Source organism: Prevotella sp. PTAC (assembly GCF_013166535.1).
In the GTDB taxonomy this organism is placed as follows: domain Bacteria; phylum Bacteroidota; class Bacteroidia; order Bacteroidales; family Bacteroidaceae; genus Prevotella.
This window is the reverse complement of the sequence record NZ_JABKKK010000012.1, coordinates 159,110-180,000: the sequence shown is the minus strand read 5'-3', so window position 1 is coordinate 180,000 and position 20,891 is coordinate 159,110. Positions and strand designations below refer to the sequence as shown.

Below are 20,891 nucleotides of genomic sequence, written 5' to 3'. Positions count from 1 at the left end.
ATCCAGTGGCTCAAATCCCTTCTGTTCATATCATCGTCCGAGGGCATACTGCTGTTGCCTGTCGTCCTGCTTCAGGTGTACTTCAATCTGTCGATACATAATGTCATCATTTACTTTGTAATTGTATTGGTTTTCGTTAAAATACTGACATTTTATAAGTGCTATTCCATCTTTTTCCGTCGGAAAACGGCTTTTCTGCAAATAATTTTGTACTTTTGTGCCCTTGAAGCCGTGCCTATCGCAGTCTTATGGGGTGCGTTGGTACTGACAGGCAACTATTTGGAAATAAATTTTTAGGACATCGATGATTAAGAAGATTTTGGTTTCACAGCCGAAGCCCGCCAGTGATAAGTCTCCTTATTTTGATCTTGCGGAGAGGTTTGACGTGGAGTTGGTATTCCGTCCGTTCATTAAGGTCGAGGGAATCAGTTCCAAGGAATTCCGTCAGCAGAAAGTAAACATGTTGGACTACACAGCGGTTGTTTTCACGTCGCGCCATGCGATAGACAATTATTTCAAGTTGGCAAAAGAACTTCGGTTGACTATACCCGAAGACATGAAATACTTTTGCGTGACTGAGACGATAGCCCTGTATATCCAGAAGTACGTACAGTATCGCAAGCGCAAGGTCTTCTTCGGCTCTACGGGCAAGATAGACGATCTCATACCCACAATGGTCAAGCACAAGGGTGAGAAGTATCTTGTGCCGATGAGCGATGTTCACAACAGCAATCTCACAGGCCTGCTTGACTCCAAGAAGCTTAACTACACGGAATGCGTCATGTACCGCACCGTGAGCAACGACTTCACGCAGGATGAAGTGGACACGTTCGACTACGACATGCTCGTGTTTTTCAGTCCGGCCGGAATAGACTCGCTGATAAAGAACTTCCCCGATTTCAATCAGAAGAACACTGCGATAGCCACCTTCGGCCCCGCCACGGCCAAAGCTGTGAAAGATGCCGGCCTGCGGCTCGATCTCGAAGCTCCCACGGAGAAATATCCCTCGATGACAAGCGCCTTGCTGCACTATCTCAACGAGATACAGGGATAATTTTCCTGTGCGGTATCACCATAAATCCAACCACCATGCCGGAACAGGCGACACACACATTCGCGAAGCGTGAGCACATCGTCAGCCGCAAGCTGGTAGAAAGGCTCTTCGGCGGGGGCGGCAGCCGTTCGCTTGCGGCGTTCCCGTTGCGTCTCGTCTACCTTCCCGTTGAGCGTGCGTCCGGCGATGCGCCGGCCCAGGTGCTCATCAGCGTGCCGAAGCGGCATTTCAAGCATGCTGTCAAGCGCAACCGTGTCAAGCGTCAGGTGCGTGAGGCTTACAGGATGAACAAGCCCTTGCTTGCCGGAGTGCTCGACGCCATGCCGCAGACCATGGTGGCTATGGCGTTTGTATGGCAGGCCGGCCGCCTCTATGACAGTGCCGATGTAGATGCCTGCGTGAAGTCGCTGCTCGTGCGCCTTGCCGAGCGTCTTGAACACCGCCGTGGCGCTTCCTGCCATCCGCGGAACGAAGAGTGATCAGAGATTATGGCAGCCATGTTCCGTCCCGTCGTGAAAGCCCTCTCATGGGCGCTCTGCCTGCCGATAGTGTTCTATCAGCGGTATGTGTCCCCTCTCACTCCGCCCGCCTGCCGTTTCACCCCCACATGTTCCGAATATGCCCGCCAGGCAATAATGCGGCACGGCCCGTTACGCGGATTGTGGCTTGCCGTCCGCAGGATATTGAAGTGCCACCCTTGGGGCGGCAGTGGATACGACCCGGTACCCTAACCGATTAATAACATATAACGATCAAGATATGAAAAAGAATTTTGTTGAAGAACTGAAATGGCGCGGGATGCTCGCCCAGATAATGCCCGGAACGGAAGAACTCCTGCAACGCGAGATGGTGACGGCATATCTCGGCACCGACCCCACCGCCGACTCACTTCATATAGGCCACCTGTGCGGCATCATGATGCTGCGTCACCTGCAACGATGCGGCCACAAGCCGATAATACTCGTGGGCGGAGCCACCGGCATGATCGGCGACCCATCGGGCAAGAGCCAGGAGCGCAACCTGCTCGACGACAAGACTCTCTACCACAACCAGGAGTGCATCAAGCAGCAAGTGGCCAAGTTCCTCGATTTCGACGGCAACGAGCCTAACAAGGCTGAGATGGTGAACAACTACGACTGGATGAAAGACTTCACCTTCCTTGACTTCGCCCGTGTGGTGGGAAAGCATATCACCGTCAACTACATGATGGCTAAGGAGAGTGTGCAGCAGCGCCTTAACGGTACCGCACGCGACGGTCTGTCGTTCACCGAGTTTACCTATCAGCTGCTCCAAGGCTACGATTTCCTGTATCTCTACGAACACATGAACTGCAAGTTGCAGCTCGGTGGCAACGACCAGTGGGGCAACATGACCACAGGCACCGAGCTTATCCGCCGCACACTGGGCAACGAAGTGGAGACATACGCCCTCACCTGCCCGCTGATAACGAAGGCAGACGGCAAGAAGTTCGGCAAGACGGAGAGCGGAAACATCTGGCTCGACCCCAAGCGCACCACACCTTATAAGTTCTATCAGTTCTGGCTTAATGTCAGCGACGACGATGCCGAGCGCTACATCAAGATATTCACAAGTCTCGACAAGGAGACGATAGACACCCTCGTTGAGGAACACCGTCAAGACCCCGGACGCCGCTCGTTGCAGAAGCGGCTGGCGGAGGAGGTCACGGTGATGGTACACTCGCGCGAGGCTTTCGACACTGCTGTGGAGGCCAGCGACATACTCTTCGGCAAGTCAACGAAAGACAGCCTGCTGAAGCTCGACGAACAGACACTTCTCGATATTTTCGAGGGTGTGCCTCAGTTTGAGATTTCGGCCGACAAGCTCGGACAGCCGGCCGGCGACCTCTTCACGCAAGATGCCGCCGTGTTTGCAAGCAAGGGCGAGATGCGCAAGCTCGTGCAGGGCGGTGGCGTGTCGCTCAACAAGGAGAAGCTCGCCGCTTTCGACCGCGTCATCACTGCCGACGACCTCATCGACGGTAAATACCTGCTCGTTCAGCGGGGCAAGAAAAACTATTATCTCGTAATCGTGAAGTGATTCGGGGCGGCAGTGTGCCGTTATCGTGTACTGCCGCAAAACATATTGAAACACGTCCAAACCGTGTTTCGACATAAAAAACAAGGCTTAAAATTTGGTGGTGGCATAAAAAAACACTACCTTTGCAGCCGAAATATTGGTATTGGACCATGGTGTAATGGTAACACTACAGGTTTTGGTTCTGTCATTATGGGTTCGAGTCCCGTTGGTCCAACACCGAAAAAGCCGCGCAGCGATATTCGTTGCGCGGCTTTTTCATTTTTTTATCCTTTTATTTTCTACCTTCAAAAAGTCTGTTTCCTTACTCCCCGACTCCCCGCAAATATGCCTTTATCGGCAATTTTGTACGAATAAAGTCACGGATTTAACACTTTATTTTTCGTCGAAATAGAGAAAACATCGAGATATGGAGCGGGATATGGGGCGCGCCGTGCTCTTTGTCTCGAAACGGCGGTTTTCTTGTCTTTTTGCAACGGGGTGCCCGTTGCGGCGCATTCGGATAGCGGTTGCGGCGCATTCGGTTTGTCGTAGTCGTGCGATAAGTATGCCGTTGCGCTCCGGCGGGGTGCTCGTTGCGAAAAGGCGGGCGGGTAGGTGAGGTATGTTTTGTGTGGAAATCAGGGGTGGTAGGCGTAAGGCGGTGATATACAGGCGGTTGCGAAAACTACTCAAAACTCGCGTATTTCGGGCCGCGGGATTTTTATTTTCAAACGGGCGAAATATGGAGAGCGTTTTGTCAGGTTTATTCTTGGTTTGCGTCGGCAGTCATGCCGGCTGCGGCTATGGGGCCGGCCGAGCCGTGATAGCATGCCGGGTATTTGCCTGTGGCGTGATTTTCCGACAGAGAGCCGGGGCTGTCATGGAGAGAATGTATGTCGGATATTTGGCTGTGACCGGATAAATATGTATATTTGTAGCTCGGATACAGACTGTTATATAAACTTAACGATTGTTTTTTATGAATATCAAGAGAACATTTCTGCCTGTGTTGGCATTGCTGGCGGCATTCGTGGGCGGCGCTTTCACGGCGCAGGCTAAGGATAAAGTGATAGAGCATCCCGCCTTCACGACGGGAAACACGCCTGCGATAGAGGTGAGCCGTGTGGCGATGAGCGACACGGCCACCGTGCTTCACGTATATGCCAGGTTTACCCCGAAAAACTGGATAAGTATAGCCAAGACGGCAGCGCTCACCGACAACAACGGCCGCAAGTATGCCTGTCTGGGCGGCGACGGTGACGTTTACCGAGGATGAGGGGAAAGGCGGTTGGACAATCTGCGGCATACGGTTGGACGGTGCCCGGACGTTGCCCGCTCCCGAACTGCCGGCCGCTTTCGCCGCATGTAATTATAAGGTCGACAGGAAGACCGCCCTGCCCGAACCGCTGTCTGCCTATGGCGTGGCGACGGTGAAGCTCCGTCTGCTCGACTATTCACCCGCGCTGGGCAGTAGGGTATCCTACGATCAGTGCAGCATATTCCGTGAGGTGAACACCGTTCCGCGCAGTATTGATGTGTCCGCCGATGGCACGTTGTCTTTCTCCCTGCCCGTGGCCGGTACCACCGCGGTGAGTATTTACATGCTGCTTGGAAATCCGGTCATAGTCTTTGTCGAGCCGGGAAAGACCACCGAGGTGTGTGTCAACCTGCGCGAATATGCGCGCCGCGAGTCGGTGTTTCATAAGGACGACAAGCCCTGCGGACTGCCGATATATGTCAAAGGGCCGCTGGCCGACGTGGCTCAGGAGTATGCCTGCCATGCCGGCGGGGCACAGTTGGAGGACAGGTTGGGCGATATCACCGGCCTGTCTGTCGACGGCTACAAGGCTCTGGTGATGAAAGCGCTCGCCGATGTGCGTGCCGGCGTGGAGCGGATGCCCGTAGGCCGGGCCGCGCGCGAACTGCTGATGCTCGACGCCGGCTATCAGGCGGTGAATTGTCTGGTGTCGGCTCCGGGCAGGCTGGCGCGGGCGTTATATGAGAAAGGCATCATACAGGGCGACCGCTATTCCGACTGTATCGACTCGTTGGCAAAGACAGTGCCCGCCGACTACATACCGCGCGAGCTCGCAGAACAGGCAGACAGGCCGCAGGCAGTGCTCGCCCCGTCGTACGTCCGCATCATAGGCAGCTACGAGAAGGAGCGCATAGCCCCGCTGCTCGGTGCCGGCTGGGGCACATATCTCATGGTGAACGACGCCGATGAGCTGTATCGCTGCGTGTCCAACGACTTCACGCCGCTCGACGACGACCGGAAGGCGAGGCTCGCGGCGCTGCCCGAGGGCTACCGCCGGATAATCGGCGACAGGAACGACGCACTGCTCAAAACGTTGGAAGAGAGGAAAGCCAATACCGGATATTCCATACGCGACGTGCCCGCCGTGGCCGACAGCCTGCTCTTCGACAGCATAGCGGCGCGCTATCGCGGCAAGGTGGTAGTCGTAGATGTGTGGGAGACGTGGTGCGGTCCGTGCCGCTTGGCCCATGAGCGTATGGCGCCGATGAAGAAAAACCTTGCCGGCAAAGACGTTGTCTTCGTGTATCTGGCGAGTGAATCGTCGCCAGAGAACACGTGGCGATACATGGTTGCCGACATCACCGGCGAGCACTACCGCCTCACCGGGAAGCAGTCCGCCGCGCTGCGCAGACGGTTTAAGATAACCGGCGTGCCCACATACATCATCCTCGACCGTGACGGCAAGGTCACCTATCGCCAAACCGGTTTCCCCGGCGTGGACAGGATGAGGAAAGAAATAGAGAAGAACTTTTAGGGGTTGTTTCTTTTTTTAGGGAGTTAAGAAGTTAAGGAGTTAAGAAGTTAAGCCAATAGCTTTCAAGACTTGAATGTATCAACCTCTTTGTTCTTTCCACACAGGACTCTGTGCTAAAAGCTATTGGCTTAACTTCTTAACTCCTTAACTCCCTAAAAGAGTATCTCCTTCCTCACAATCCTTATCTCATCGTATGACACAGCCTGGCTTACCGCTTCTTTAATCTGTGTTACCGACGTGTCTTGCGGGTGTGTGCGGGCGTGGTTTCTGATTTCATCTATGTGCTCCTGAGGCACCAGCTGCTCTATCGGCAGAGGCCCCGTTCCACATATTGCGCCAGGTGGTTGAATACGGTGCCCGGTGTCAGCCGGCGCTCGGCGGCAATCCTGTCGACAGCCATTCCCGATATGAACATGTCATAGCTAATCTTTGCCGTGGGCACTTTGGGTTCTTTGGGCGCTTTGGTGGGCTTGGTCTTGCGTGCGCGGCCCAGCGGGGCGCCCAGCACCATGCCTTCGAGCGACTTGCATCGGCTCAGCGCCACGTAGGTCTGTCCGTGGGCAAACGAGTGCGACGCGTCGATGATGGCGTGCTCGAAGGTCAGTCCCTGGCTTTTGTGTATCGTGATGGCCCATGCCAGCCGTAGCGGATACTGGAGGAAAACACCCTCCACCGTCTCGGTGATTTCTTTCGTCTTGGCGTCGAGAGCGTATTTTGAGTTGGTCCACTCGGCGGGCTCAAGGTCTATCGTCTCCCCGGTGTCCTTGCTCACCACCTTTATCATGTCGCGTCCGGCGAAGGCCACTTCGCCTATCATTCCGTTGTAGTAGCGCTTGTTCACGTCGTTCTTGATGAACATGACCTGCGCCCCCGCTTTGAGCGTCAGCGTCTCGTCGGCCGGAAACGAGCTTTCCGGAAACGTGCCTTCCACGGAGGCACGGTAGTCGCATGCCGTTCCGTCGAGCAGTGCCAGTTGGCGGTCGTTTATCTGCTGTGCCTGGTAGTTATGCGTGGTGAGCCTTATGTAGTTGCTGCCTTGTGGCGGAGTGAAGCCCGGTATGTAGCGCCGGTTCAGTTCGGCCAGTGTTCTGTCGTCGGCCCGGTTTTCCCTTATGCTGTTGAGCAGGGCGAGGAAAGAGCTGTCTTGCTGGCGGTACACTTTCTGCAGCTCTATCGTGTGGTAGCCTGCATTGTTGAGCGCTTTGCTCGAAAAGAAGAACGGGGTGTCGTAGTAGCTCTTCATCATCTCCCACTCGTCGTCTTTCACCACGGGCGCAAGCTGTTGCAGGTCGCCGATGAGCAGCAGCTGTACGCCGCCGAACGGCAGGTTGTGCGCCCGGTAGCGGCGCATCACGCTGTCGACGGCGTCGAGCAGGTCGGCGCGCACCATGCTTATTTCGTCTATCACAAGCAGGTCAAGCGTCTTGATGATGTTTCGCTTGGCCTTGCCGAACTTGTATCGTTTCTGCTCGCGGCCTCCGAACGACGCGCCAGGCACGAACGGCGACAGGGGCAACTGGAAGAATGAGTGTATCGTCACTCCGCCGGCGTTTATGGCCGCTATGCCCGTGGGGGCGAGCACCACCATGCGCTTGGGCGACCGCTCGCGCAGGTTTCGCAAGAATGTGGTCTTTCCCGTTCCGGCCTTCCCCGTGAGGAAAATGTTGCACCCGGTCTTCTCCACGAAGTCCCATGCCAGTTTCAGTTCGCTGTTCTCTTCCATGCCTTTTGTATTCTTGATTGTATGTGGTTATGTGCCGTCCTTGTCGGTGGCATGTGTGCAAAGGTATAATAAAAAAGGGTGTCGGGCAAGTTTGCGGGTGCCGCATATTGTTTCACTGAGGTCTTAAAATGTTTTATATATGTATCTATTAACGTATTTTTGCATTCAGGGGGGGTGAAAATGTGTCTTTTTAGATATTTTTGCGAAAGCGAAACGGCAGTTTGAGAACTAAACAGACGTTGGCCTGCCGCACCGTGGTAGTCAGTAGTTGTTTTTTTACATTTCGGGCGGCACATATTATAGTATAGTAATTAACATTTATCTTTATCAAAAAATTAAACGATGAAAAACTTAAAAAGAACGTGCATGGTGCTTATGGCACTCATGACGGTGTGTGTGACAAAAACGATGGCACAGGGAGAGGATGTCATTGTTGACCTTGACCAGAGTTTCTTTAAAAACTGGACGACGGATGATGAGACGGCTGTGCCAACAAGTACAGTGGTTGGTTGTGCTTTTGAGTTAGGTAAAGAAATAGGCGGAGGTACGACGGTATATGGAGATGGTAGTGTCGGTTATCTGAACTATGCAGACATTTCTGAATATGACGAACTGCAAATTGAGGCTACTGCGGGTTTGCAGCTTCGTGTAATGTATAACCGTAAAGGTAATGAAGGACCTTTAAAAGAAAACAACTATACGGTAGGAGAGTCGGGAAAAGTTATTATAAATCTTGAAGGGTGTAAGGTTGATGGTAATAATGATGAGGTGACATTCGTACATCTTAATTCTATAAAGACTAATTGGGGCAGTCCGAATGGTACTGTCACTTCAATAAAATTGATTAAGAAGGCCGCATCAACAGTAGATCCTGATGCTATATTCCTGACTAATCTTGACGCTACTCTTTATCAAAGTTGGACAACTCCGGGAGCAGGTGCCGTCGTTACGGGGCTTGGAGCCGGTGGTGTAGTAAACCTGAATACTCCATTGGCGCAAGGAAATGTAGTTTGGGGTGACGGAAGCGGTAATGTCCCTGATAATAATTTTGCTGATATAACTGATTATGATGAGATTCGTGTGGAAGGAACTCCCGGCGGAAGTTTCCGTTTCATGTATAACCGTGTAGAAACCGGATCTATTTGTGAGATACCGAATGCGGTGATTGGTGAGAATGGAAAACTTGTCATAAAAATCAAAGATATTCCGCATATAGCGGATAATAATAATGATAAAAAGGTGGATTTCATTCATTTGCAGGGAATAAAAATGAATTGGGGTACTCCTGAAACAACTATCACCAAGCTCCAACTTTACAGAAGAGCGATAACAGTAGACGGTAAAAAGATATTCAAGTTGGATACGGACGTGGATAATGTGGATGTTGTTCTTAACCGTGTCATCAAGGCCGATGTATGGAATACGTTTGTTGTTCCGTTCGATATTACCGATGCTGAGGCCAAGGCTGCGTTTGGTGATGACGTTAAAGTGGCTGAGTTCTCGGAGAACAGTGCCGATGCGGATAAAGTGGCTGTAGCCTTTAACATTGCAGGGAATGCCGGTATAAAGGCTCACACTCCCGTGCTGTTGAAGACATCTGCTGCCGGAACCACATATAAGTTTGCCGATAAGAGTGTAAAGGCCGTGGCAGACGCTGTGGTGCCGGGCGCTAATTTCAGTTTCACAGGCTCATATCTGGCAACGACGAAGATTGCCGAGGGCGACTATTTCATCAGCGACGACAAGGTGTACCGCTCCGCTGGAGAGACTACCATAGCCGGCACGCGCGCTTACATCAAGGCCAACGACGCTTCGGCCAACGCCAGGATCGTGCGTCTCGTGATAGGCGGCAACGAGGTGACGGCAATAGACGGCGTATTCGTGGAGAAGCAGGCCGACGACGCTCTTTACAACCTTGCCGGACAGCGTGTTGACAGCGCAAAGGCAACAAAGGGTCTTTACATAAAGAACGGAAAGAAAGTGATAATAAAATAATATTCCGAAAAGTAATCAAACAAACATTATTAAGCGATTGAAGATATGAAAAAGAACTATATAGCTCCGGCAACAGAGGTGGTGAATGTAGAGATGGAGTCGATGATAGCGGCGTCTATCGAAAATATATGGGGCGACTCGGGTCTTGGTTTCGGCAATGACGAGCCGGCTCCCCCGGTGGCAGACTCAAAAGACCATGGTTTCGACCTTTGGGGACAGGATGAAGACTGATGCATAGACTGTGTATAAAGGCAATGGATGCCGGCACAACGCGATATCGGATCGTGGCGTGCCGGCATTTGTTTTTGTCATGAACACGGTGTTAAATAAATATTATTGATGAAAGTTCACCGGCATATTGCCCGTGTTCGGTTTTAAATTATTATCTTTGCAGAAGATAGGCTTCGCCTCAGCGACAGAAAACAAACTTTCGCCGCGTTCGGCTTGCGCTATCTTTGCAGAAGACTACAATTAAAAACTTATATATTAATTTATGAAAACAAATTATGAGATTCGCTATGCCGCACATCCGGAAGACGCGAAAAGCTATGACACGGCACGCATCCGCCGTGATTTTCTGATAGAAAGAGTGTTTGCCGCAGACGAGGTCAACATGGTATACTCGATGTATGACCGCATGGTGGTGGGCGGCGCAATGCCCGTGGCAGAGACATTGAAGCTCGAAGCCATCGACCCGCTCAAAGCCGAGTACTTCACCACACGCCGTGAGATCGGTATCTTCAACGTGGGAGGCGAGGGCACTGTGACCGTGGGCGACGAGGTGTTCACGCTCGGATATAAGGAAGCTCTGTATATCGGCCGCGGCGACCGCGACGTGCTCTTTGCCAGCAAAGACGGCTCGAAACCGGCCAAGTTCTACTTCAACAGCGTGACGGCGCACACCGCATATCCCTGCAAGAAGGTGACAAAGGCAGATGCCGTGGTGGCGCACATGGGCGAGCTGGCAACAAGCAACGAGCGCGATATAAACAAGATGCTCGTCAGTCAGGTGCTGCCCACATGCCAGTTGCAGATGGGTATGACCGAACTGGCTCCCGGCAGTGTGTGGAACACGATGCCGGCACACGTGCACAGCCGCCGCATGGAGGCGTACTTCTATTTCGAGGTACCCGAAGATCAGGCTGTCTGCCACTTCATGGGTGAGGTTGACGAGACCCGCCACGTATGGATGAAAGGCGATCAGGCCGTACTGTCGCCCGAGTGGAGCATCCACAGCGCCGCGGCGACACACAACTATACTTTCATCTGGGGTATGGGAGGAGAAAACCTCGACTACGGCGACCAGGACTTCTCGCTTATCACCGACCTTAAATAAAAACGGGAGACGGGAAACGGCAGGTGTTGTGCCTTTGCGTATGATAGCGCTTGGACGCTGCATGTCATTTCCCGTCTGCCATATAGCGTTTGACATCTACTATTTAACATCTACCATCTAACATTTAATATTTAACATGAACATTTTTTCATTGGAAGGTAAAAATGCCTGGATCACCGGCGCTTCTTACGGTATCGGATTCAACATCGCCAAGGCGTTTGTGGCCGCAGGCATCAAGAACATCATCTTCAACGACATTAATGAGGCCGCTCTCGAAAAGGGATTGGCAAACTACAAAGAGGCCGGCATAGAGAATGTGCACGGTTATGTGTGCGACGTGACAAAGGAAGACGATGTCAAGGCTCTTGTGGAGAAAATCCACGCAGAGGTGGGTAACATCGACATCCTCGTCAACAATGCGGGAATCATCAAGCGCATACCGATGCACGAGATGAAGCGTGCCGAGTTCCAGCAGGTCATCGACATAGACCTCGTAGGGCCGTTTATCGTGGCTTCGGCCGTGCTTCCCGAGATGATGGAGCGTCGCGAGGGCAAGATCATCAATATCTGCTCTATGATGAGCGAGCTGGGTCGCGAGACAGTATCCGCATACGCGGCAGCGAAGGGCGGACTGAAGATGCTCACACGCAACATCTGCTCGGAGTATGGAGAGTACAACATCCAGTGCAACGGCATCGGCCCGGGCTATATCGCCACTCCGCAGACAGCTCCGCTACGCGAGCGCCAGGCAGACGGCAGCCGCCATCCGTTCGACAGTTTCATCTGCGCCAAGACCCCGGCAGGACGCTGGCTCGAGCCCGAGGAATTGGGCGGACCGGCAGTGTTCCTCGCATCGAAGGCTTCCGACGCCGTCAACGGCCACGTGCTCTATGTGGACGGCGGTATCCTCGCCTACATCGGCAAGCAGCCTTGATTGCTTAATTCATAATTTATAATGCCTGATTAAATACTTAAAGAGACCGCCATTTGGCGGTCTCTTTAAGTATTTACAGTTTTTTCAGTAGTCTTACGTGGAATATTCCTCCGGCAATATTGCCCGGTTTGCTGCGGAACGTCACCGTGACAGACTGCTTGCCCTTGGTCATGCTTTCGGGTATCGGATACTCGGCCACCATTATCTTGTTCTTGTTCCACTTGCCGGCGAGGTTTTCCTCGGCAAGCGGTTTGCCGTCTATCAGGATGTCAAAACTGCGGTTTCCTTTCTCATTTCCCCAATACTGAACCCACAGTGTGAGGTCGTTCTGACCCTCGGTGATGAGGTTGTACTCGAAAAATCCGCCGTCACGGGCATCGCGCCATGCACGGCCGTCGTGGAAACCGGTGTTTGATTTGTCGTGTTTCATCTTGTGGTCGACCTCAGGCTGCTGTTCGGCCGTGGCTACGGCGTCTACCGTTCGCTTGTCGAGCAGCAGGCGGCGCTCTTCTTCCTCTTTCACCGTTTTGCGGTAGTCGGCATATTCCTTGTCGGTCATAGACAGCCAGTACATCATGTACCGGCAATCGTGCATGCGGTAGAAGGGTTCGAGTTCCAGGTCGGCAAACTTGCCTGTGAACAATCCCGGCACTGTGAAGCACAGGCTCTTGCCCGGCACGGGCTGCATGGCTTCGACCTTTTTACGTATGTCGTCGCGGCTTCCGATTATCAGCGGGGTGTCGAATACCGATTTCAGCGGTCCGTGGGCGATGTGTCCCCACCGGCTGTTGTCGGCCACGAGGCCGTCGAGTCTTTCAGTGCCCATATTGGCGCTCATGAGTATCGGGCCGCGCATGATGGCGATATAGTTAGGTACGTTGGGCAATTCCTCGACCGTAATCTTCATTGGCATGGTAATGTCGATGACATCGCCGTCTTTCCATTTCCTGTCTATCGTGATGTATGACGACGGTTGTGAACCGGCCGCATAATCCTTGCCTTTTATCATTGCCGTCATCTTTCCGCTCTCGCTCCACCACGGGTGGCGTATGAGCAGTTTCGCCTTTACGGCCTTTTTGGTGTGTACGACAAGGCGTGTGGTTTCCTTTTCTGGGAAGTCCGTCTCCTGCGTGAGCGTTATTCCTTTTTCTTTCCAGTGCACTTCCGATGGCACGAAGAGATTGACAAACAGCGAGTCGCCTGCGTGGCTGTATATGAACTCGCCGTACTTGCCGTGGTTTTCCATTCCAGTGCCTACGCAACACCACATGGCGCTGTTCGGCGCGGAGTACACTCGATAGTGTGCCGGGCGTGCCGACGTGAAATACACGTAACCGCCGTGGCCGGGATGCTGCGTCGAAAGAATGTGGTTGAACATCGCGCGCTCATAGAAATCGGCGTAGCTTGCCGACGGATTCATGCGGAAGAGCCCTTCGGTGAGCTTCAACATGTTGTTGGTGTTGCACGACTCGGGACCCTCACGGTCGTCAACATAGCTTTTGCAGTCGTCTGCCGTGGCGAAATGCTCGCGGCGGCTGTTGCCCCCGAGTGCCAGCGAACGGTTGTAGACAACGGTGTTCCAGAAAAAGTCGGCTGCATCGGTATAGAGCTTTTCGTCATCCTTGCGGCCGGCGACCGCGCTCATCTCGGCTATACGCTGATAGCCGACAACTTTCGGCACCTGCGTATTTGCGTGCTTGTTGTCGAGATTGTCTTTCTTTTCGGCCATGCTGTCGAGCAGCCAGTGGTGTGAGAACTTCTTTGCCGCGTCAAGGTATTTGGTGTCGCCTGTCATCTGGTAAGCGTCGGCATATACCTCGTCCATGCCTCCGAACTCGTTTCCCAGCATCTGCTCCATCTGCTCGCCGCTCAGCGGGGATATGATCGTAATCCCCCAGTCGCAGAGGTCGAGGAACATCTTTTTGGCCTCCTCGTTGCCTCCGTATGCCCAAGCGTCACGCAGTCCGGCATACGTTTTGTGGAGGTTATACCATGGAACCCAGTATTTCCACACTATGCCGACATTGCCTTTCTTTATCTCGTCCCACGCTTTCATGCCGTTGGGCACGCCGCCCACGTATCCGTTGCCGTGCTTCTGCTGGCAGCGTTTCAGCTCGCTTATCATGTAGTCCATTCGCCTTTTGCACTCTTCGTTGCCCGTGGCGGCGTAGTGTATGGCCAAAGCCGACAGGTAATGTCCGCCTACATGGCCGTCCAGGTCTTTCCAGTTCTCGAAGCTTTCGCCTTTCGGCTTGAGGCCGGCTTCTTTCAAGAACGGTGCCAGGAGCCTGTCGGTGTCGTATTTCAACAGTGTCCGCACGTTCAGATCCTGGGCGTGACGAAATGTGCCGCCCGTAAGTTTCACCTGTCCTAACGGGAAAGTGTTGCGGTAAAGCCTGTCTTGTGCCGTCGCTTCCGGCAAGGCCAACGCCATACAGAATAAAGCGGTTGCTATTCTTCTCATATAAATATCATATTGGTTAGTATCTGCAAAGGTACTGTTTTTATTGCCAATGTCCGTCAATTGCCGTTTCTTAATTTTGTTATAATGTTCCGTATGATATTTGTTTATGTTGCATAAGTTTTATTATATGTTGTGACATGGGTTATTGGTGATATTCGTCATCATTTTTCTCGATTTATATTTGTAATATTGCAGACATTATACCGGCATGGTGGAAAAAGGAAATTAACTGCTAATAAAATAATGTATAGTATGAAACGAACATTTTACCGTCTTATGGCGGTTCTGTGCCTGTTGGTCTTTTCCCAAGGCATTGAGGCATGGGAGAACATGGCAATGCCGCGGCTGCATGTGGAAGGCCGCTATCTCAAAGACACACACGGAAATATCGTGAACCTGCACGGGTTTGCGCAGACGTACAGCCCGTGGTTCAACGAGAGGGGGAAATACTGGACCAATTATGATGTTGAAGGATGCCTGAGGTACAACAAGGGACTCATCGACGATATTCTCAAAGCCGGCTGGAAGATGAACTTCATCCGTCTGCACATGGATCCGTATTGGTCTAATGTGCCGGGATTGCCGACTACGGGCGAGAGCGATATTTCGGCATACAGTAGTGTGAGGTTTGAGAAATATCTTGACCTGGTATTCATCCCCATGGCTGAGTATGCGGTATCCAAAGGACTGTATGTAATCATGCGCCCGCCGGGGGTATGCCCCGAGAAGATAAAGGTGAACGACTTGTATCACAAATATCTTGAAAGGGTATGGAAAACAGTAGCTGCGCACCCGAAGTTGAAGAACCATCCCAATATTATGTTCGAGCTTGCCAATGAGCCGATACAGATACTCGGCTCGGACGGTACTTACGGCGCGTCGTCCCAGGCACATTTTGATAAGCTCAAGGAGTATTTCCAGAAGGTGGTGGATGGCATCCGCGGGCAGGGATGCGATAATATATTGTGGATACCGGGTCTCGGTTATCAGTCGCTTTACAAGGGCTACGCCGTAAATCCGATTGAGGGAGACAACATCGGCTATGCCGTGCATATCTATCCGGGATGGTTTGGCAGCGGCAACGGCTATGCTGATTTCCAGAAAGGATGGGACGAGGATGTGAAGCCTGTGGCCGATTTTGCGCCTATATGTGTTACGGAGATGGACTGGGCCGATGAGAAATATGACGCCTCCTGGGGTAAAGAGCATACCGGAACGGCCGGAGGCAGCGGGTTCGGAGCGAATTTCAAGAAGATAACCGATGCTTCGGAAAATGTGAGCTGGCTGCTGTTTACCGGTCCGGAATGGCTTGCCAAGTTTAAGGATGAGGCTCCGGCTCCGGGTGAGGAGTATACTTTCCTTACCGACCCGGAGGCTTGCCCGTGGCCGGTGTATCACTGGTACCTGGATTATGCGGAGGAAAACTATCCGCGACCGGACTTCACCTTCCTGTCACATAGCGACAATGGCGACGGCACTTATACCAATCCGGTCATCTTCGGAGATTTTCCCGACCCAGATGTGATCCGTGTCGACGACTGGTATTACATGGTTTCCACAACGATGCATATATTCCCGGGCGCAACCATACTGAAATCGCGCGACCTTGTCAACTGGGAGTATTGCTGCAATCCGCTCGAACGTATAGAGCTGTCTGACGCATATAACCTTGAAAACGGACAAAACCGCTATGGGCGCGGCCAGTGGGCCACGGCACTGCAGTATCGTGACGGAAAGTTCTATATGTTGTTCTCTACTCTTGATGAAGGCGGTTATTTGCTCACGACAACGGATATAGACGGTGAGTGGGAGATGAGAAAATTGAAGGAAGGCTTCTATGACCCGGGCATTCTGTTTGACGATAATGGCAAGACATACGTTGTGTATGGAATTAACAAGTTGCGCATTGCCGAGGTGGACGACGATTTCAATAAGGTGCCGGGCGGCGACAAAGAGGTGGCGTCATACTCTTTCCGTGAGGGATTGGAAGGCAGCAAACTGTATAAGAAAGACGGTTATTACTATATTTATGCCACTTATGGCGGTTGGCCGGCATTCCAGACGGTGTTCAGGTCAAAGGACATATACGGCCCTTACGAGGAGAAGAAACTCATAGACGACAGCAACATCCATCAGGGAGCGTTGGTGCAGACACAGGCAGGAGAGTGGTGGACGATGCTTTTCGCCGACCGCGGCGCCTACGGCCGCCTGCCGAACCTGCAACCTGTTTCCTGGAAAGACGGTTGGCCCGAGATAGGAGAGAACGGAAAGGGGGTGGCGACATACCGAAAACCTGACGTTGGCAGGGAATATCCTATATGCCAGCTGCCTACCAACGATAATTTCAGACACTACAAGTTGGGCATGCAGTGGGGATGGAACCACAATCCCGACAGGTCCAGGTGGTCGCTTACAGAGCGTGCCGGGTATCTCAGGCTGTATACGGCCGGCACGTGCGGGGGATTGCATGAGGCGAAAAATACCCTCACCCAGCGAATAATGGGATATGCGGACGACCTTGCCCATTCATACGGCACGGTGAAGATGGACATCTCTTCAATGAAAGACGGTGATGTGGCCGGCTTGTCCGTATTCCAGGACCCTTATGCTTTTGTCGGGGTTAAGGTAGCAGGAGGCGAAAAGCATATCGTATACGGCTCTTCTTCCCTGACATCCGGAGAAGGAAAGAAAGAGCTTGTGGGGCCGGTTGTGGATAAAGACATCGTGTATTTCCGTGCCGTCGCAAACTACAATACATCCAAGGCAACGTTCTGGTACAGTACGGATAACGTAAACTACAAACGGTTTGGAGATGAATTTGAGATGAAATACAACCTGACGGTGTTCACGGGCAACAAGTTCGCTATATTCAATTATGCCACAATAGACTCCGGCGGATATGTTGACGTGGATTGGTTCTCCACCGAGCCGGCTTATGATGAGGACGTGTATTATGACAGTTCCTTTGCCGGGTACAGTGAGGAGTCGCTCACGCTGAAAGAGCTGGCCGTCGATGGTGGTGATAAGGTTACGTTGCTTACAGGCACATCCTCGTCCGTGACGATAAAGGCTGTATACGTTGACGGCCATACGGAAGATGTAACAATGGCCGCCGAGTACTGTAGCGCCAATCCGGAGGTGATACATATCGTTAATGGCCGTATGCAGGCATTAAGAGACGGTGAGAGCACGGTCACCGTAAGCTATACGGGGCCGCTCGGTCACAGATGCTCTTATACAACGCAGGTCATAGCCACCACATTCCCATTGTCGGAAAGTCTGTTTAATCCGAATATCTGGGAGGCAGGCTCTTTCAATGAGAATATACGCACATTGATAACCGGCAGATACGGTTTTGGCGGATGGACATACGGCAATGGGGTGGATCTCTCGGGCTACAAATATCTTGTCGCGAAATTCGGAAATACAGAAACAGGCAGTTTCTCGTTGCGGCTTTTCGACGAGAACAGCTATTGGACAAAGCCGGCCACTTATGATATCAAAGGCAGCCGGCAGGTTGTTGTGAAGTTGCATGAGGCCTATAAGACAAATGACGACGGTACGAAAGTCAAGTTCGACCCTTCCCATGTGTATATAGTCGGTTTCTGGTCGGTTGGCGGCAGCCCGCTCGTAATAGACAAAGTGTACCTCACTGATTCGGATGATTATTCGGAGCCGTCGGGCATTGAAGATATAATGACAGGCACGGACGCTCTCGTTGACGTGTATACATTGCAGGGAATATGTCTGCGCCGTAGGGTTGATGCCGGTGCCGCTACTGCCGGACTTCCTGCCGGAATATATATAGTAGGCGGCAAGACCGTAGCCGTGGGCAAACAGTAAGAACCCGTCCGTCCGGTGGTGATAGCCGGACGGACGTTCTCATACGGATTAAAATATTTGTATCCAACATAAAATGCCGGGGAGTTTCAGACGGAAACTCCCCGGCATTTTATGTTTGTGTTATTTTGATTAGTTCAGAGCGTCAGCCAGCTCGGCACCGGCCTTGAACTTAGCCACTTTCTTGGCTGCAATCTGTATCTTCTCCTTTGTGGCGGGATTGATACCCTCGCGTGCGGGACGCTCGTTTACACTGAATGTACCAAAGCCTACGAGGGCAATTTTGTCACCTGCGACGAGAGCCTCTTTGATTGCGGCAACGGTAGCGTCAAGAGCTTTCTTGGCGTCGGTCTTGGCAAGACCTGAACCTGCTGCGATCTTCTCGATTAATTCTGTTTTGTTCATAACCTTGTTTTAAATTGAATATTGATGTTTAAAATATAATTGCACACTTTTGCATGGCAAATATAGGGTAAACAATTCAGAATACAAACAAAATAATTAAAAAAGTGACATTTTTATGGAAAAATAATAGTCGGATAGGGGCTTGGATGCTGTTTGACGGATATTTTTCGTAATTTTGCGGTTGCTTAAAAGGATTTATGTCTAAATAAAGAAATATATTAAGGTATGCGCAATATTCCCCCGATAACGAAAAATTTGTTGATAATCAACATACTGGTGTTTTTTGCCACGCAGGTATTGGCGTTGCGCGGCATGGATCTGGCGTCTTTGTTCGGGCTCCATTTTTTTATGGCGAGTGACTTCCGTGTCTATCAGTTGGTGACCTATATGTTCCTTCATGCCGGTTTCATGCACTTGCTTTTCAATATGTTCGCGCTTTGGATGTTCGGCTGTGTGATAGAGAATGTATGGGGGCCGCGTCGTTTCCTGCTTTATTATATGGTTTGCGGCATCGGTGCCGGAGTGATGCAGGAGCTGGCGCAGTTCGTCTCTTTCTATTTTATGGTGAGCGCCCAAGAGCCTGTCGTTGGCTTTTTTGACCTTTTCCGTGTGGGAGGGATGCTTTCCGGGCAGCTTAACCTTTGGACCACGATCGGGGCCTCGGGTGCCGTTTATGCCATATTGCTGGCTTTCGGAATGCTTTTCCCAAACGAGAGAATGTTCATCTTTCCTCTTCCTGTGCCGGTGAAAGCCAAGTGGCTGGTGATGTTTTATGTACTTATCGAGTTGTGGTCGGCGCTTGGCTCGCGTGGCGACGGTGTGGCTCACATGGCCCATCTCGGCGGAATGCTTTTCGGATTTTTGCTTATCAGGTATTGGCGCGGTCGTCAGTATACATTCCATGGCAGCGACGGGGGCAATGGTTTTTTCGACAGGCTGAAGCACAATTTCGAAAAGCGTAAGAGCCGTGACTCCGTAACCATGCGCGTAGAGAAAGGCGGAGCCAAGGAGACCGACTGGGAATACAACGCCCGCAAGAAAGCCGAGCAGGAAGAAGTAGACCGCATTCTGGATAAGATCCGCAAGAGCGGATACGACAGTCTGACAAAGGAGGAGAAGAAAAAGCTCTTCGACAACAGCAATAATGATTAAGCAGCTTAAGACCTTTACATTGCGGATGGTGGCCGGGGCAAATATCGCTACGGTCGCCGTCATGCTTGTGTTGGGTAACGCAGACCGCTTCGACCCTGTCAGCCACTCCGTGCTTTCATGTTTGGGGTTGGCGTTTCCCGTTTTTTTACTGATAAACCTTGCTTTCCTTTTCTTTTGGCTTATATTCAAGTTCAGGTACGCGCTCATTCCCGTTGCGGGGTATGTGTTGGCTTATGGGCCTGTCAGCGTATATATGCCGCTTAACATCCCGTCGGAAGTTCCTGACGGAGATGTGGTCAAGGTGCTTTCGTACAACGTGCAGTCATATGATGGCAGTCCGCGTTACGACAACTCGTTCGACATGATATACGAATATATCAAGCGGAGCGATGCCGATATCGTGTGCCTGCAAGAGGACATAGACACATGGCGCGGCACCTTTGCAAAGTATAGGCAGGTATATGAATACATGGACACCACGCATGTGGGAGATACCGCTCTCAACGGAGTGGGCATATACACTCGTTATCCGATAATAAGAAAAGAGCGCATCGAATATGATTCCCGCGGTAACGGCAGTGTGGCCTATTATCTCCAAAGGGGGAGCGACACGCTGATAGTGATAAACAATCATTTCGAGAGCAACCATCTGTCGCTTGCCGAGCGGGGCATGTACAAGACAATGCTGAAAGGAGAGATGGGGCGTGACACCGTTCGGGAAGAGTCGAAAAAGCTGCTGAACAAGCTCAGTGACGCCGTTTGCCTTCGGGCGCCCCAGGCCGATGCCGTGCATGCCTACATTGTAGACCATGTGCAGTACCCCATCATTGTCTGCGGGGATTTCAATGACAATCCGATTTCGTATACCAGGCGTACTGTCGCCGACGGACTTACCGACTGTTTTGTGGCCACCGGCCGCGGGCTGGGCATATCTTATAATCTGAAAGGCTTCTTCGTAAGGATAGACAATATAATGTGCTCCAACGACTTAACACCGTATAATTGCACGGTTGACAGCAAATTTGACGCTTCCGACCACTATCCTATATATTGTTGGATAAAAATGCCGCCCAAACGCTAAAAAAAGCGTGAAAATAAGCAATAAATTTTTCACAATGTAAAAAAATAGCTATATTTGCAAGCTAAATTGCCTATAATA

Annotated in this window: 16 protein-coding genes, 1 tRNA gene and 2 pseudogenes (1 of these 19 cut by a window edge); 15 read left to right on the top strand and 4 right to left on the bottom strand. The window is 51.8% G+C overall.

The annotated features are described in order from the left end of the window. The 8 genes from HPS53_RS10620 to HPS53_RS10585 form a co-directional block, all read left to right on the top strand. Positions 1-297, top strand: partial view of a DUF4271 domain-containing protein gene (locus HPS53_RS10620; protein ID WP_172206135.1) — the end only. Its footprint begins 720 nt before the window's first position; only the last 297 of its 1,017 coding nucleotides appear in the window; the start codon falls outside the window, past its left edge; its stop codon occupies positions 295-297. A gap of 7 nt (positions 298-304) precedes the next feature. Next, positions 305-1,054, top strand: a complete 750-nt coding sequence (locus tag HPS53_RS10615; RefSeq protein WP_104370272.1) for a uroporphyrinogen-III synthase — start codon at positions 305-307, stop codon at positions 1,052-1,054. A gap of 35 nt (positions 1,055-1,089) precedes the next feature. Beyond that, entirely contained in the window at positions 1,090-1,533 is a 444-nt protein-coding gene (locus HPS53_RS10610) for a ribonuclease P protein component (protein ID WP_172206133.1), read from the top strand. Between the two features lie 9 nt (positions 1,534-1,542). Continuing rightward, a complete protein-coding gene (yidD, locus tag HPS53_RS10605) occupies positions 1,543-1,785 on the top strand; it encodes a membrane protein insertion efficiency factor YidD (protein WP_104370274.1) in 243 nt (80 codons plus the stop codon). Between the two features lie 28 nt (positions 1,786-1,813). Beyond that, positions 1,814-3,112 carry a tyrosine--tRNA ligase gene (tyrS, locus tag HPS53_RS10600; protein WP_172206131.1) on the top strand — a complete coding sequence of 433 codons (1,299 nt, stop codon included), beginning with the start codon at positions 1,814-1,816 and terminating at the stop codon, positions 3,110-3,112. Positions 3,113-3,255: 143 nt separating this feature from the next. Continuing rightward, positions 3,256-3,326 (top strand) — tRNA-Gln (locus tag HPS53_RS10595). A 744-nt stretch (positions 3,327-4,070) separates the two neighbouring features. After that, entirely contained in the window at positions 4,071-4,367 is a 297-nt protein-coding gene (locus HPS53_RS10590; protein WP_172206129.1) for a hypothetical protein, read from the top strand. Continuing rightward, positions 4,327-5,883: a TlpA disulfide reductase family protein gene (locus tag HPS53_RS10585; RefSeq protein WP_172206127.1), complete on the top strand. Its 1,557-nt coding sequence runs from the start codon at positions 4,327-4,329 to the stop codon at positions 5,881-5,883. The genes HPS53_RS10590 and HPS53_RS10585 overlap by 41 nt, the downstream gene beginning before the upstream one ends. A gap of 152 nt (positions 5,884-6,035) precedes the next feature. On the opposite strand, the pseudogene HPS53_RS12645 reads toward HPS53_RS10585, so the two are convergent. Both HPS53_RS12645 and HPS53_RS10575 read right to left on the bottom strand, forming a co-directional pair. Continuing rightward, positions 6,036-6,259: pseudogene (locus HPS53_RS12645) on the bottom strand (helix-turn-helix domain-containing protein); the annotation flags it as partial. A 108-nt stretch (positions 6,260-6,367) separates the two neighbouring features. Then, positions 6,368-7,606, bottom strand: a pseudogene (locus HPS53_RS10575) (ATP-dependent RecD-like DNA helicase); the annotation flags it as partial. Between the two features lie 342 nt (positions 7,607-7,948). On the opposite strand from HPS53_RS10575, the gene HPS53_RS10570 reads away from it, so the two are divergent. From HPS53_RS10570 to HPS53_RS10555, 4 genes are all read left to right on the top strand, one after another. Beyond that, entirely contained in the window at positions 7,949-9,601 is a 1,653-nt protein-coding gene (locus HPS53_RS10570; RefSeq protein WP_172206121.1) for a hypothetical protein, read from the top strand. Between the two features lie 45 nt (positions 9,602-9,646). Next, on the top strand, positions 9,647-9,832 hold the full coding sequence (locus HPS53_RS10565; protein WP_172206119.1) for a hypothetical protein: 186 nt from the start codon (positions 9,647-9,649) through the stop codon (positions 9,830-9,832). A 262-nt stretch (positions 9,833-10,094) separates the two neighbouring features. Beyond that, a complete protein-coding gene (gene kduI, locus HPS53_RS10560) occupies positions 10,095-10,937 on the top strand; it encodes a 5-dehydro-4-deoxy-D-glucuronate isomerase (protein WP_172206117.1) in 843 nt (280 codons plus the stop codon). Between the two features lie 136 nt (positions 10,938-11,073). After that, positions 11,074-11,871 (top strand): gluconate 5-dehydrogenase, encoded by a 798-nt coding sequence (locus HPS53_RS10555; RefSeq protein WP_104370100.1) that lies wholly within the window; start codon positions 11,074-11,076, stop codon positions 11,869-11,871. Positions 11,872-11,944: 73 nt separating this feature from the next. On the opposite strand, the gene HPS53_RS10550 is transcribed toward HPS53_RS10555, so the two are convergent. Then, the gene (locus tag HPS53_RS10550) at positions 11,945-14,335 is read right to left on the bottom strand and encodes a beta-L-arabinofuranosidase domain-containing protein (RefSeq protein WP_172206115.1); all 2,391 of its coding nucleotides are present in this window, start codon (positions 14,333-14,335) and stop codon (positions 11,945-11,947) included. Between the two features lie 243 nt (positions 14,336-14,578). Between HPS53_RS10550 and HPS53_RS10545 the strand changes: the two genes are divergently transcribed. After that, positions 14,579-18,178 carry a family 43 glycosylhydrolase gene (locus HPS53_RS10545; protein WP_371741840.1) on the top strand — a complete coding sequence of 1,200 codons (3,600 nt, stop codon included), beginning with the start codon at positions 14,579-14,581 and terminating at the stop codon, positions 18,176-18,178. A gap of 129 nt (positions 18,179-18,307) precedes the next feature. Here HPS53_RS10545 and HPS53_RS10540 read toward each other — a convergent pair whose 3' ends face one another. Then, a complete protein-coding gene (locus tag HPS53_RS10540; protein ID WP_104370102.1) occupies positions 18,308-18,580 on the bottom strand; it encodes an HU family DNA-binding protein in 273 nt (90 codons plus the stop codon). A gap of 225 nt (positions 18,581-18,805) precedes the next feature. Here HPS53_RS10540 and HPS53_RS10535 point away from each other — a divergent pair, with 225 nt between their 5' ends. Both HPS53_RS10535 and HPS53_RS10530 read left to right on the top strand, forming a co-directional pair. Continuing rightward, on the top strand, positions 18,806-19,732 hold the full coding sequence (locus HPS53_RS10535) for a rhomboid family intramembrane serine protease (RefSeq protein ID WP_172206111.1): 927 nt from the start codon (positions 18,806-18,808) through the stop codon (positions 19,730-19,732). After that, a complete protein-coding gene (locus tag HPS53_RS10530) occupies positions 19,725-20,813 on the top strand; it encodes an endonuclease/exonuclease/phosphatase family protein (protein ID WP_172206109.1) in 1,089 nt (362 codons plus the stop codon). Before HPS53_RS10535 ends, HPS53_RS10530 begins: the two co-directional genes overlap by 8 nt. The last annotated feature ends 78 nt before the right edge of the window (positions 20,814-20,891 follow it).